General features: G+C 47.1%; 7 protein-coding genes, 1 tRNA gene and 2 rRNA genes. All 10 read left to right on the top strand.

Annotated elements, in window-relative coordinates:
* The first annotated feature begins 167 nt into the window (after positions 1-167).
* The 10 genes from ACUN27_RS00530 to ACUN27_RS00485 all read left to right on the top strand — a co-directional run bounded on the left by ACUN27_RS00530 (position 168) and on the right by ACUN27_RS00485 (position 15,121).
* Positions 168-3,084 (top strand): 23S ribosomal RNA (locus ACUN27_RS00530).
* 69 nt (positions 3,085-3,153) lie between these two features.
* A 5S ribosomal RNA gene (rrf, locus tag ACUN27_RS00525) occupies positions 3,154-3,270 on the top strand.
* Between the two features lie 104 nt (positions 3,271-3,374).
* Positions 3,375-4,577, top strand: a complete 1,203-nt coding sequence (locus ACUN27_RS00520) for a putative glycoside hydrolase (RefSeq protein ID WP_315955509.1) — start codon at positions 3,375-3,377, stop codon at positions 4,575-4,577.
* Positions 4,578-4,732: 155 nt separating this feature from the next.
* Entirely contained in the window at positions 4,733-6,190 is a 1,458-nt protein-coding gene (guaB, locus tag ACUN27_RS00515; protein WP_326061753.1) for an IMP dehydrogenase, read from the top strand.
* A gap of 118 nt (positions 6,191-6,308) precedes the next feature.
* Positions 6,309-7,652 carry a D-alanyl-D-alanine carboxypeptidase family protein gene (locus ACUN27_RS00510; protein ID WP_315955511.1) on the top strand — a complete coding sequence of 448 codons (1,344 nt, stop codon included), beginning with the start codon at positions 6,309-6,311 and terminating at the stop codon, positions 7,650-7,652.
* A gap of 118 nt (positions 7,653-7,770) precedes the next feature.
* The gene (gene pdxS / locus ACUN27_RS00505) at positions 7,771-8,652 is read left to right on the top strand and encodes a pyridoxal 5'-phosphate synthase lyase subunit PdxS (protein WP_315955512.1); all 882 of its coding nucleotides are present in this window, start codon (positions 7,771-7,773) and stop codon (positions 8,650-8,652) included.
* Positions 8,652-9,230 carry a pyridoxal 5'-phosphate synthase glutaminase subunit PdxT gene (gene pdxT / locus ACUN27_RS00500; RefSeq protein ID WP_127453476.1) on the top strand — a complete coding sequence of 193 codons (579 nt, stop codon included), beginning with the start codon at positions 8,652-8,654 and terminating at the stop codon, positions 9,228-9,230. The genes pdxS and pdxT overlap by 1 nt, the downstream gene beginning before the upstream one ends.
* Before the next feature lie 91 nt (positions 9,231-9,321).
* Entirely contained in the window at positions 9,322-10,602 is a 1,281-nt protein-coding gene (serS, locus tag ACUN27_RS00495; RefSeq protein WP_157318584.1) for a serine--tRNA ligase, read from the top strand.
* A gap of 83 nt (positions 10,603-10,685) precedes the next feature.
* Positions 10,686-10,770: transfer RNA gene (locus tag ACUN27_RS00490), tRNA-Ser, on the top strand.
* Positions 10,771-10,960: 190 nt separating this feature from the next.
* Positions 10,961-15,121 carry a choice-of-anchor I family protein gene (locus ACUN27_RS00485; protein WP_315955513.1) on the top strand — a complete coding sequence of 1,387 codons (4,161 nt, stop codon included), beginning with the start codon at positions 10,961-10,963 and terminating at the stop codon, positions 15,119-15,121.
* Positions 15,122-15,160: the final 39 nt, after the last annotated feature.

The following is a 15,160-nucleotide window of genomic DNA, read 5'->3' as shown; positions in this document are numbered from 1 at the left end:
AGTGCGCAAGCACACATCGTTTACTCACTCGTGTTCAGTTTTGAAAGAGCAATCTTTCAACGTAATATCTTTGTTCCTTGAAAACTAGATAACGAAACAAAACGTAAAGTAAGAACTTAGGTAGTGTAACCTTCGGGTTGCACGACAATCTTTAAATGTAATTTCTAGGTTAAGCTAGAAAGAGCACACGGAGGATGCCTAGGCACTAGGAGCCGAAGAAGGACGTGGCGAACGACGAAATGCCTCGGGGAGCCGTAAGCAGGCTTTGATCCGGGGATGTCCGAATGGGGGAACCCAGCTGTGGTAATGCGCAGTTACCATGTAGTGAATACATAGCTACATTGGAGGCAGACCCAGGGAACTGAAACATCTAAGTACCTGGAGGAAAAGAAAACAAAAGTGATTCCGTCAGTAGCGGCGAGCGAAAGCGGAATAGCCCAAACCAAGGAGCTTGCTCCTTGGGGTTGTAGGACCTCGTTGTGGCAAAAGTTCGTTAGGCGAAGTGATCTGGAAAGGTCCGGCATAGAAGGTAAAAGCCCTGTAGCCCAAAATGAACGTATGCCTAGAGGTATCCTGAGTACGGCGGGTCACGTGAAACCCCGTCGGAATCCGGCAGGACCATCTGCCAAGGCTAAATACTCCCTAGTGACCGATAGTGAAGCAGTACCGTGAGGGAAAGGTGAAAAGCACCGCGGAAGCGGAGTGAAAAAGAACCTGAAACCGTGTGCTTACAAAAAGTCAGAGCCCTCTATATGGGTGATGGCGTGCCTTTTGTAGAATGAACCGGCGAGTTACGTTCCCGTGCGAGGTTAAGTCGAAAAGACGGAGCCGCAGCGAAAGCGAGTCTGAATAGGGCGCTTTAGTACGTGGACGTAGACCCGAAACCGTGTGATCTACCCCTGTCCAGGGTGAAGGTGAGGTAACACTCACTGGAGGCCCGAACCCACGAATGTTGAAAAATTCGGGGATGAGGTGGGGGTAGCGGAGAAATTCCAATCGAACTCGGAGATAGCTGGTTCTCCCCGAAATAGCTTTAGGGCTAGCCTCGGATGTTGTGAGTTGTGGAGGTAAAGCACTGATTGGGTGCGGGGCCCGCCAAGGGTTACCAAGTCCAGTCAAACTCTGAATGCCACAAACTTAAATCCGGGAGTCAGACAGTGAGTGCTAAGATCCATTGTCAAAAGGGAAACAGCCCAGACCATCAGCTAAGGTCCCCAAGTGTGTGTTAAGTGGGAAAGGATGTGGAGTTGCACAGACAACCAGGATGTTGGCTTAGAAGCAGCCACCATTGAAAGAGTGCGTAATAGCTCACTGGTCGAGTGACTCTGCGCCGAAAATGTAACGGGGCTAAACACGCCACCGAAGCTATGGCTTGCACGTATGTGCATGGGTAGGGGAGCGTTGTATGTACGTTGAATTCTGACCGTAAGGACAGGTGGAGCGCATACAAGTGAGAATGCCGGTATAAGTAACGAAAAGATCAGTGAGAATCTGATCCGCCGAAAACCTAAGGGTTCCTGAGGAAGGCTCGTCCGCTCAGGGTAAGTCGGGACCTAAGGCGAGGCCGAAAGGCGTAGTCGATGGACAACAGGTGGAAATTCCTGTACCACCGTAGCCGTTATGAGTGATGGAGTGACGCAGAAGGATAGTGACGCGAGCTGATGGATGCTCGTCCAAGCAGTGAGGCTGGTTAGTAGGCAAATCCGCTAACCGTAAGGCTGGGCTGTGATGGGGAGGGAAATTTAAAGTACCGAAGGTCATGATTTCACACTGCCAAGAAAAGCTTCTAGCCAGGCGAAGGTGCCCGTACCGCAAACCGACACAGGTGGGTGAGAAGAGAATTCTAAGGCGCGCGGAAGAACTCTCGTTAAGGAACTCGGCAAAATGACCCCGTAACTTCGGGAGAAGGGGTGCCTCGGTAGGGTGAATAGCCCGAGGGGGCCGCAGTGAAAAGGCCCAAGCGACTGTTTAGCAAAAACACAGGTCTGTGCGAAGCCGCAAGGCGAAGTATACGGGCTGACGCCTGCCCGGTGCTGGAAGGTTAAGAGGAGTGGTTAGGGGCAACCCGAAGCTATGAATTGAAGCCCCAGTAAACGGCGGCCGTAACTATAACGGTCCTAAGGTAGCGAAATTCCTTGTCAGGTAAATTCTGACCCGCACGAATGGCGTAACGACTTGGGCGCTGTCTCAACGAGAGATCCGGTGAAATTTTAATACCTGTGAAGATGCAGGTTACCCGCGACAAGACGGAAAGACCCCATGGAGCTTTACTGCAGCTTGATATTGGACTTTGGTACGATCTGTACAGGATAGGTGGGAGCCTTTGAAGCCTGAGCGCCAGCTTGGGTGGAGGCGCCGTTGGGATACCACCCTGATCGTATCGGAGTTCTAACCTGGTACCGTGATCCGGTATGGGGACAGTGTCAGGTGGGCAGTTTGACTGGGGCGGTCGCCTCCTAAAATGTAACGGAGGCGTTTAAAGGTTCCCTCAGAATGGTTGGAAATCATTCGCAGAGTGCAAAGGCATAAGGGAGCTTGACTGCGAGACCTACAAGTCGAGCAGGGACGAAAGTCGGACTTAGTGATCCGGTGGTACCGAATGGAAGGGCCATCGCTCAACGGATAAAAGCTACCCTGGGGATAACAGGCTTATCTCCCCCAAGAGTCCACATCGACGGGGAGGTTTGGCACCTCGATGTCGGCTCATCGCATCCTGGGGCTGAAGTAGGTCCCAAGGGTTGGGCTGTTCGCCCATTAAAGCGGTACGCGAGCTGGGTTCAGAACGTCGTGAGACAGTTCGGTCCCTATCTGTCGCGGGCGTAGGAAATTTGAGAGGAGCTGTCCTTAGTACGAGAGGACCGGGATGGACGTACCGCTGGTGTACCAGTTGTCTCGCCAGAGGCACCGCTGGGTAGCTATGTACGGAGGGGATAAGCGCTGAAAGCATCTAAGCGCGAAGCCCCCCTCAAGATGAGATTTCCCAGTATGTAAGACCCCTTGTAGACGACGAGGTTGATAGGTTCGAGGTGGAAGTGCGGCAACGTATGCAGCTGACGAATACTAATCGGTCGAGGGCTTAACCAATAAACCTAAGAATCAAACCTTTACGCAAGTTTCGTATCTAGTTTTCAAGGCGCAAACACGCTTTGACTGTTTGGTGATGATGGCGGAGGGGACCCACGCGTTCCCATCTCGAACACGACCGTTAAGCCCTCCAGCGTCGATGGTACTTGAACCGCAGGGTTCTGGGAGAGTAGAACGTTGCCAAGCACAATGAAAGAGTCTTTTTGGAAGAAATTCCAAGAAGACTCTTTTTTTTACATCAGTACAAAATAGCGTAAAAAACCATACTAGCCCTATAAGGAGGGATTAGTATGAAAGCATGTTTTGTAAGGAAATGGGTGGCGATTTTATTAGTTTGTCTTTTGGTTTTACAGGGTTGTTCGGTGAAGATGGACGCCGTGAAAGAGGAACTGGCTCCGCTTCGATCCATAAATCATTCGGCTGAAGCAGTCCCTGCACCTAAATTAGAAGCAGCAACCAAACAAGCAGCTCCTCCAGTAAAGGTATCCGCTCAGAACCAGATGCCTGCTAAGCAGATCGTCAAAGGGATATATGTATCGGCCTGGTCTGCCGTAGGTAATAAATTGGAGCAACTGATTGATTTGGTGGATCAAACCGATTTAAATGCAATGGTGATTGATGTGAAGAACGATTCCGGGCAAGTTACATATACCTCGGCCGTGCCTATGGTGAATGAGATAGGAGCCAATAGCCATGTTATCATTCGCGATCTGAAAGGAACGCTGAAGAGGTTAAAGGACAAGCATATCTATACGATAGCGCGTGTTGTTGTTTTTAAAGACCCCTATTTGAGTAAGAAGAAAAGCAATTATGCGATGAAGACTTATCAAGGCGGCGTTTGGCAGGATAATAAAGGAATAGCGTGGGTGGATCCTTACAAGGAAGAAGTGTGGGAGTATAATCTTCAAATTGCCAAGGAAGCAGCCCAGCTAGGGTTTGACGAAGTGCAGTTCGACTATGTGCGATTTCCCGAAAACAGCAAACGGGTTGACGCGGAGGTCAAATTCGATAACCCAAGGAAATGGACAAAAGCACAGGTCATTGAGTCTTTTCTCAGTAAGGCTAAGGAGCGACTTGGGAACGAGGTCTATTTATCCGCTGACGTATTTGGTTTAACGACCTCCTCCGACAATGACATGGGCATAGGGCAGGACTGGTCAATGATTAGCAAGCAGGTTCACTATATCTCGCCAATGCTGTACCCTTCCCATTATTCGAATGGGATGTACGGTATTAAGTATCCCGATCTGCAACCCTACGCGGTGATTCACAAAGCCATTAGCGATGCGAATGGGAAAAATTCAAACCTGATGCGAGTAAGTGCACCAACGGCGGAAATCAGGCCATGGTACCAAGATTTTACCGCAACGTGGGTGAAACCTCATAAGAAATACGGGAATGTAGATGTGAAAGAGCAAATTAAAGCGGCTAGAGAACAGGGTGTGGAACAATTCTTGTTATGGAATTCAAACAGCACATATTCCTATCGTTAACCGAATGTTCTTATTCGGATGGTTGTCGATCTCTAGAGGGTTCCTTTTCCTTGACACGAAAAATGGGCTTTTGTTAAGATTGCAATCATATACGGTGAGCAGGATGCTTATGTCGAGGTTTTTGAAGAGAACAGATCTAAGGAGGAATATGTGTTGTGAGGGAAGACAAGTTTGGTAAGGAAGGTTTAACGTTTGATGATGTGCTGTTGGTGCCAAGGAAGTCTGAAGTGTTCGGTAAGGAGATCGACGTTTCAACGGTTCTTGCTCCTCATGTGAAATTGAATATTCCGTTCATCAGCTCCGCTATGGATACTGTTACGGAATCTGCCCTAGCAATTGCAATGGCCAGAGAAGGCGGTATTGGAATCATCCATAAGAATATGCCTATCGAGCTGCAAGCTGAGCATGTAGACCGTGTTAAGCGCTCAGAGAGCGGGGTTATAACAAACCCATTCTCCTTAACGCCAGAACACCATGTTTATGACGCAGAAGAGCTGATGGCGAAATACCGGATATCAGGTGTGCCGATCGTAGATGAGACGAACAAACTTGTAGGGATTTTGACGAATCGCGATTTGCGTTTTGTTCATGACTATTCGATTAAAATTAAAGAAGTAATGACGAAAGAGAGCCTTGTTACAGCTCCAGTGGGAACTACGCTGCAACAAGCGGAAGGCATTCTTCAAAAACATAAAATTGAAAAGCTTCCTTTGGTCGACGATAATTTTGGTCTGAAGGGATTAATCACGATTAAAGATATCGAGAAGGCGATTCAATTCCCTAACTCCGCGAAGGATGCACAAGGTCGTTTACTTGTAGGGGCAGCCGTAGGCGTCTCGAAAGATGTTATGGAGAGAGCCGCTGCGCTTGTCAAAGCAGGCATTGACGTGATTGTAGTAGACTCTGCGCATGGCCATCACATTAACATTGCTGAAACTGTGAAGAAGATCAGAGCTCAATATCCAGATCTTCCTATTATTGCAGGAAATGTAGCGACTGGTGACGGTACACGTGATCTTATCAAAGCTGGAGCATCCATGGTGAAGGTTGGGATTGGGCCAGGATCGATCTGTACGACACGCGTCATTGCAGGAATCGGTGTTCCGCAAATTACAGCTATCTATGATTGCGCGCAAGCGGCTGCAGAATTTGGTGTTCCTGTTATCGCCGATGGCGGTATTAAATACTCCGGTGATGTGGTCAAAGCGATTGCGGCTGGAGCGAGTGCCGTGATGATTGGTAGTCTTTTTGCTGGGACGGATGAAAGCCCGGGAGAATCGGAAATTTTCCAAGGTCGTAAGTTCAAAGTTTACCGCGGGATGGGTTCTTTAGGCGCTATGAAGGAAGGCAGTAAAGATCGTTACTTCCAAGAGAACGAGAGCAAACTTGTTCCTGAAGGCATTGAGGGACGCGTAGCGTATAAAGGGCCATTAGCTGATACGGTATATCAACTTGTTGGCGGTCTCCGTTCAGGCATGGGTTATTGCGGTGCACGTAACATTCTAGAATTGATTCATGATACTCAGTTTATACGGATTACAGGGGCTGGATTGAAGGAAAGCCACCCTCATGATATCCAAATTACAAAAGAAGCTCCTAACTACTCCTTATAATTGTAACAATTTGGCTATAATTGGAGGCGCAGGATTTGAACCTGTGTCTTCTTTTTTTTGTCTAATAGGGTGTGTTACAATATAAAAAGTTATAAAAATTACTAGGGAGAGTGAAGTTGTGAGATTTTTTAGTTTTACAAGGAAAAAAATTGCTTTGGTGTTAGGTGTTAGTTTAATCGCTCAATCCGTACTTTTACATATACAACCGGCGTTTGCCGCAGATACCAAAACACCAGCCGCCACGACAGCTCCTACGACGACCACAGCACCTACGGGGGGCGAGTTGAAGGTCAATGCCAAATCTGCAATTATCATGGAAGCAAGCACAGGCGCTGTTCTCTATGAAATGAATGCCGATGAGGCGCTTCCACCGGCTAGTATGGCGAAGATGATGACAGAGTACTTGGCGATGGAGAGCATCAAGGAAGGTAAATTCACGTGGGAGTCCCAAGTCACAGCTTCGAAAAATGCTGCTGATGTGATTGGTTCCGGCCAGCTGATTGCAGAAAATGAAACATTATCTTTCAAAGATATGTTCAGTGCGATGTCCATTTATTCCGCAAATGATGCCTCTGTAGCTTTCGCTGAGCTTCTAGGTGGGGGATCAGAGGAAAATTTCGCAAAAATGATGAATGAGAAGGCTAAGCAATTAGGTATGTCCGACCAGGCTCATTTTATCAGCGCTACAGGACTTTCTCGTGCCGATTTGAAGAATCCGCCGCAATCGATTGAAGGCGAAACGAAAATGACAGCGCGGGACGCTGCTATTCTTGCCTACAACATCCTCAAGGATCACAAGGAAGTTCTCGAATTTACGAAAATTCCTTCGTTAAAGCTGAGACCAACCGATAAAACGCCTATGATCAATTGGAACTGGATGCTGGAAGGCAATTCGACCAACGCTAATTTTAAAAAATATGCTTATACAGGCCTGGATGGTTTAAAAACAGGTTCCACAGATGACGCTGGTTACTGCTTTACGGGAACTGCCGAAAGAAACGGCATGCGTCTTATCACGGTTGTAATGGGAACGAAGACAGAACCTGAACGTTTTAATGAAACTAGGAAGCTGCTTGATTATGGTTTTAATAATTTCGAGATTAAACCTTTCCTAAATGCGAAACAAGAAATAGATTCTTTGAAAATCGTAAACATTAAGAAAGGCGTTCAAACGCAAGTGCCTCTAGTAACGAAAACAGGTCTAACTTTCGTTACGAAAAAAGGCGCGAAAGATACTGATTTTAAAATCACGGCGGAACCGCTTGAAGAAAGCAAATTGGTAGCTCCAATTGCCAAAGGCGATACGCTCGGTAAAGTGAAAGTTAGCTACAATGGACAAGAGAAAACGGCAGATCTAATTGCCAATGAGGATGTCGAAAAAGGAAGTTGGATCCGGCTGTTGTTCCGCTCCATCAAAAACTTCTTTGGCGATATGTTTAAAGGGATCAAGGGTGGTTCCTAGACCAGATAATGGGTTGTATAATGCCCCTCCTTCATGTAAAATAATTGTTTAGAAGTTTACTATCGAATCGTGTAGGAAACTGTATAAATTCGTACTAAGGTATAGGAGGAAATAAAGAATGGAAACAGGAACATCCCGCGTTAAAACAGGTATGGCCGAAATGCAAAAAGGCGGCGTCATTATGGACGTTATGAACGCTGAGCAAGCAAGGATCGCAGAAGCAGCTGGTGCCTCCGCTGTTATGGCGCTAGAGCGCGTACCTGCTGACATTCGTGCAGCTGGCGGAGTATCCCGCATGGCTGATCCAACTATCGTTGAGGACGTTATGAAAGTCGTATCCATTCCGGTTATGGCGAAAGCAAGAATTGGGCACTTTGTAGAAGCAAAAGTCCTGGAATCTCTGGGCGTTGACTATATCGATGAGAGTGAAGTTTTGACACCTGCGGATGAAGTGTATCACATCAACAAACGTGATTTCACGGTTCCTTTCGTGTGTGGTTGCCGTGATTTAGGCGAAGCATTGCGCCGTATTGGAGAAGGAGCTTCCATGCTTCGTACCAAAGGTGAGCCAGGAACAGGCAACATTGTTGAAGCTGTTCGTCACATGCGTATGATTCAAGGTCAAATTCGCAAAGTTCAAGGCATGTCCAAGGATGAGTTGATGTTTGAAGCGAAAACACTTGGAGCTCCTTATGAATTGATGCTGCAAGTACATGAAACAGGCAAATTGCCAGTTGTTAACTTCGCTGCAGGCGGTGTAGCGACTCCGGCGGATGCTGCTCTAATGATGCATTTGGGTTCCGATGGGGTATTCGTAGGTTCCGGTATCTTCAAATCGGATAATCCAGAGAAATTCGCAAAAGCCATTGTAGAAGCTGTAACACACTATACAGACTTTAAATTGATTGCAGAAATCTCCAAAAACCTAGGCAGCCCTATGAAGGGAATCGAAATCTCCAAGCTGCAGGCTTCCGAACGTATGCAGGAGCGCGGCTGGTAATGACGAAAATTGGGGTTCTCGCGCTTCAGGGCGCGGTAGCAGAGCATATTCGTGGCATCGAGAAAGCAGGCGCCGAGGGCGTTGTAGTTAAACGTACAGAGCAGCTAGCTGAGCTTGATGGCATCATTCTGCCAGGTGGAGAAAGTACGACAATTGGTAAGCTTATGCGCACATATGGTTTCATCGATGCGCTGAGGGAATTTTCTGCGGCAGGGAAGCCGATCTTCGGTACCTGCGCAGGGTTGATTGTTATCGCGAAAGAGATCACCGGGCAGCCGGAAGCTCACCTTGAGCTGATGGATATTACGGTGGCTCGCAACGCGTTCGGGCGTCAGCGCGAGAGCTTTGAGACGGATCTGCCGATCAAAGGCATCGACGAGAATGTTCGCGCTGTTTTCATCCGTGCTCCACTGATTGAGAAAGTGGGTCCGGGTGTGGAAGTTCTGGCTACGTATGACGGCCAGATCGTTGCGGCGCAGCAAGGACATCTCCTTGCGGCATCGTTCCACCCTGAGCTGACAGACGATTTCCGTCTGCACAGCTATTTCTTAGATATGGTAAAACAAAGTCAAGCATAATTGATGGTACAAGCACCTTGATATCACCGGATACTTCGGTAAGGGTGCTTGCTTCCATATACAACCATTTTGCGCTAACGGAGGAATCTCCTTGTTTGATGTAAAGTTACTTCGAAACGATTTGGCTGCCGTGCAAGCAGCCATGCAAAACCGTGGGAAGCAGATTGAAGAGCTGAACGGTTTTACAGCATTAGATTTAAAGCGTAGAGAGCTCTTGCAAGAAACAGAGCAGCTCAAAAATCGCCGTAACACCGTTTCTCAAGAGGTGGCTGGGCGTAAAAGATCCGGCGAGAACGCCGACGAACTGATTCAGGAAATGAAGGTAGTCGGAGACCGCATTAAAGAGCTGGATGACGAGATTCGCGTATTGGATGAGTCCTTACAGCAAGTTCTCCTCTCCATCCCGAATATGCCTCATCCTAGCGTACCTGTGGGCCGCTCTGAAGAGGAGAATGTGGAGATGCGCCGCGTTGGCGAGATTCCACAGTTCGACTTTGAAGTGAAACCGCACTGGGAAGTGGCGCAAGAGCTGGGCATTCTGGATTTCGAAGCGGCGGCGAAGGTAACAGGTTCCCGTTTTGTGTTCTATAAAGGGCTTGGCGCAAGACTAGAACGTGCATTGATCAACTTCATGATGGACCTGCACAGCGATGAGCATGGTTATGAAGAAATGCTGCCGCCATATATCGTTAACCGCGATAGCTTAACAGGTACAGGTCAACTTCCTAAGTTTGAGGAAGATGTCTTCAAGGTTGAGAATTCGGAGTATTTCCTAATTCCAACGGCAGAGGTACCGGTTACGAACTATCATCGGGAAGATATTTTGACAACCGAGCAGCTGCCTGTTAATTTCGTTGCGTTCAGCGCTTGCTTCCGCTCGGAGGCCGGTTCGGCTGGAAGAGACACACGCGGCTTGATCAGACAGCACCAATTCAACAAAATTGAGCTTGTTAAGCTAGTTAAGCCCGAAGACTCCTATGATGAGCTGGAGAAGCTCACAGGGCACGCTGAGCGCGTTCTACAGCTGTTGAAGCTGCCGTATCGTGTGTTATCCCTATGCACAGGTGATATCGGCTTCACATCAGCGAAGACATATGACTTGGAAGTCTGGCTTCCAAACAGCGGCGCGTACCGCGAGATCTCTTCCTGCAGTAACTTCGAAGACTTCCAGGCGCGCAGAGCGAACATTCGCTTCCGTAGAGACTCTAAGGCGAAACCGGAATTCGTACATACGTTGAATGGTTCAGGACTAGCTCTTGGACGTACGGTGGCGGCAATCCTTGAAAATTACCAACAGGCGGACGGTTCAATTATCGTTCCTGAGGTTCTTGTTCCGTACATGAACAACGTAAAAGTAATCACGAAAAAATAGCACTTGCTTCTTAGCGGGATTATGTGATACAATGCTTTTTGTCACTGCACAAGGTTGTCTCCTCTAGAGGGGACAGCTATCGTGGAGAGGTGGTCGAGTGGTTTAAGGCAGCGGTCTTGAAAACCGCCGAGGTGCAAGCCTCCGTGGGTTCGAATCCCACCCTCTCCGTAACCATGGTAATACCCCAACCCAAAAAGTCATGCGATTCTTCATGAATCGTGTGGCTTTTTTTGTTATTTCTTTTTTATGTAGCGATTTACAAATAATTAAAAATAAATTAACACAAAGTGTGTATTTAGCATTATCCTCTTTTTTTATAATAGACAAGATATTCCATGCTAAGGAGAGTGAGCAACAGTTGAAGACTGTCAGGAAGAGATTAATGCCCGTTCTGTTATCGGCGGTTGTAAGTGTATCTTCGTTTGGCTCCATCGTTTCAATTGCAGCTGCAGATGCCATTGTGATCCCGGGGACTCCGTATCAAGCGAACGGTACTTATGATGTAAATGTGCCGCACGTGTTTATTAACCAAGTTTATGGTGGGGGATTAACGACGGATTCTAGCAATACGGCCTCATCCCATGGTTTTATTGAGTTATACAATCCTACAGATCGTGATGTCGTCCTCAATGGGTGGTCCTTGCAATACGCGGATCGCGGATCATCGGCAAAGACAGGACCTACAGGTGATTGGCAGAAGCTGGATTTAGTAGGGACGATTAAGGCAAAATCATCCTTCCTTATTCTTGGACAAGCTACAGGGGCAGGGTCTCCTAAATTTAATTTGTCGGCTACATATGACCAGTTATGGACGGGACGCTGGATCAATAATAAAGGCTTGAAGGTTGCGCTTATGAGCAATCAGACAAAGCTGGATGTTACGAATAAAAATCCTTTTGCCAATAATCCTAAGCCTGCTGGTTATGTAGATATGGTGGGCACGGGAAGCAATGATGGCGACAATACGGATATTCAAACGGACATAGATGGCTATGAGTTTGACTATCCGAAGGGATCCGCGGAAGGTACATCGAAGCAGAAGTCGATTCGTCGCAAAGCATTAGCAGATACAGATAATAACAAAGCAGACTTCGCACAGTTTGATATCACTGGTTCCGCAACAACGGATCAAGATAGAGCTTTGAAAGGTCCGAAATTCGGGGCCTATGGGGAATGGTTCCTTCCATTAGGGTATACGAACACAAGTTTGCCTAATGCATATGAACAAATGGCCTACTCCGTAATGATGAGCGTTTATGGGGGCAAACCACCGTATACGTTCTCAGCCACGGGCCTTCCAAACGGGTTATCGATTAATTCGACCACAGGTGAAGTATATGGTGCGCCTGCACAAGGAACATCCGTCACTACTAACGTTTACGTGAAAGTAACAGACAGTTTGCTTGCACAGTATGGTCAGAACCTATCCTTAACGGTCTTGGCTCCACAAGCTGTTAATGACGCTTTAAGCATCTCCAAAATTGGACAATTTGCTGTAGGCGTTACGAATAAAGACGGCGGTGTAGCTGAAATTGTTAAGTATAACAAAGATAATAATAAGTTTTATTTGGTAAATGGTTCGGGAAATCCACCAAGTTTGGAAATCGTGCGTCTAGACCTTGTGCAAGGTTTAGTCAAGGAGAAAACAGTCACGATGAAAGATCTGGTTGAAAAGGATGGTTTCTTATATGGAGACCTGACAAGTGTGGATGTCAATACGAAGACCAAACGCATTTCCTTATCTGTTCAAGAGCTGGATTCTAAGAAGCCGGGCAAAATCCTTGTCATGGACTACGATGGCAATGTTCTGAAATCTTATGAATCCGGTGTGCAGCCCGATATGATCAAAACGACCTCCGATGGCCGATATATCCTGACCGCCAATGAAGGTGAGCCGCGCACAAGCGGAGTAGATCCGGAAGGAAGCATTACCATTGTTGATACAACCAATGATACAGTTTCTCATGTTAGGTTCAACAATGTCTCCGTTATTGATGATAAGGTGCATATTCGCGGTGCATCCGATCCAACAACCGGTGCTGTTACGGGAGAAGGTCAGAAAGCGGATGCCGTGTTTGATTTGGAGCCGGAATACATCGCAATTTCTGAAGATAACACCAAAGCTTATGTGTCGTTCCAAGAAAACAATGCAATCGGAACAGTGGACATTGCTTCCAAAACCCTTTTGTCCGTAAAAGGGTTGGGCTTCAAGGATTTGAGTCTTCCAAACAACTCATTAGATCTCGTCAAAGACAATGCGATTAAGTTTGAGAATGTGCCATTTTACGGCATGTATATGCCAGATGGTATCTCTACGCATACGATCGACGGAGTTCCGTATCTCTTCACAGCCAATGAAGGGGATGTTACAGAATGGCCGGGCGTCAGAACCAATGGAAGCACGATTGGCGCTATGAAGGGTAGTTTGGTTCCTGGCTCAGCGGCAGCAATCTTCTTGGCGGGGAAAACCGCTTATGACGGTGTTGAAGTTGCGGGTGATATGGGCCATGACAGCATTTATCTCTATGGCGGACGTTCCTTCTCTATCTGGCAAGCGAACACAATGTCTCAAGTTTATGACAGCGGCAATGATTTTGAGAAAGTGACGGCACAGCGTTTACCTAACAATTTCAATGCAAGCAATAGTAAAACGGCAATGGACGATCGCAGCTCGAAAAAAGGTCCTGAACCTGAAGATATTAAAGTTAGCAAAGTCGGCAGCAAGGTTCTGGCTTTTGTAGGATTAGAGCGTATTGGTGGCATTATGACTTATGATGTTACGGATCCTGCCAATGCGAAATTTGTTAACTATACGAACTCGCGTGTATTTACTCCTAAAGATAACTTGAACACGGACACCGGTCCTGAAGGCATTGAGTTTATCCCTGCTTCTGTTAGTCCAAATGGCAACCCGCTCCTGCTAGTGGCTAATGAAGTTGGTGGAACCGTAGCGGTATATCAACTGAATGTTCAAAAAGTCACTTTGGATAAGACGGTTTTATCTGTACCGGTAGGTGCGGCGCCAACAAAACTGACTGCAACGGTATCCGATTCCCAAGGAAATGGTGTCACGTCGGGTACGGTACAATGGAAATCATCGAATCCTTCCGTTGCAACGGTTAATGCAGAAGGTGTTGTATCATTCGTAGCATACGGCAGCGCAGTGATTACTGCTGTTAGCCCAGATGGGTATGGAACAGCGGAAGCTAACGTAGACGTATATTCCACGAGTACGGATGATAAAGGTAATGGAGGTACGCCAGCGTCGTCTGGATCAACGTCTCCATCTACAGTACCAACTACACCTAGTACTAACGTTGATAAAGCAATCATTACTCCTTCTGTAGAAAAAGACAGCAAAGGAAATTCCGTTGCTAATGTTTCGATTGCTCAAGTCACGCAAGCCTTAAAAGATATGACAGAATCCACAAGTAAATCGACGGTTCTTGAGATCAAAGCAAGTGCAGATACCGCATCGAACCAAGTGGACGTCAAGCTGCCTGCAGAAGCAATGAGTAAGATTGCGAATAGCGAAACGACGGAAATGAAGATTGCTGCAGGCATTGGACAAGTAACTTTTGATAAGCAAGCGGTCTCCACCATTTCCTCTGCCGCGTCAACGGGTGAGGTCTCGATCTCCATACGTAAAGCAGTTGTGAATGACATTACGCAGAACATGGATGCTACAGCCAAAGAAGCGATCAAAGAGGCTGTTAAAGATCGTCCGATCTTTGATTTTACAGTTACTGCAGGTGGCAAAACAGTTTCCAGCTTCAATGGAGGATCGGTTCAAGTCGCGATTCCTTATCAACCGGCTGCAAATGAGGATATTAACGCTATTGTAGCTTATTACATCGCAGATAACGGTGAGATTACCAAGGTGATGAATAGCCACTTCGATTCTGTCACAGGAACATTAAGCTTTAAAATTAAGCATTTCTCGAAGTATGCTGTTGGTTATCAGAAAGCAAACTTCAAGGATACAGCTTCGAGCTTTGCTAAAGATTACATTACGTACCTGTCAGCAAGAGACATCCTGAATGGTGTCAATGATGATGCGTTCGCCCCGGAAGCGGATATCACCAGAGCCGACTTCACGTTGATTCTGGCTCGCATGGCTAATGCTGATCTAAGCTCTTATACAGGCACTGGCTTCGCGGATGTCAAAGCCAACAGTTACTATGCCAAAGCTGTACAATGGGCGGCTGAGAAAGGAATTACAAGCGGCGTACATGCAGGTGAATTTGATCCTCAGGCAAACATTACTCGCGGCCAGATGGCAGCCATGATTACTCGCTTCGCTTCGTTCATGGGTTATACGCTGCCTAAAGCGACGCAGGCGACGGAATTTGCAGATCAATCGGCTATTCCTTCTTATGCGGTAGAGGCAGCGAAATCTCTGCAGCAAGCTGGAATCATTTCCGGTAAGTCCGGCAATCTCTTCGCGCCGCAGGATACGGCAACACGCCAAGAAGCAGCTAAAATGCTGGCGATTCTTATGCAACTGACAGTGAAATAGGCAGTGGATTCACTCAACTCCCCTTGGGCAACAACTTAG

Source organism: Paenibacillus sp. WC2504 (assembly GCF_052682475.1).
Note: the sequence above shows the minus strand (reverse complement) of the source record. Positions and strands in the feature narration are given on the sequence as shown.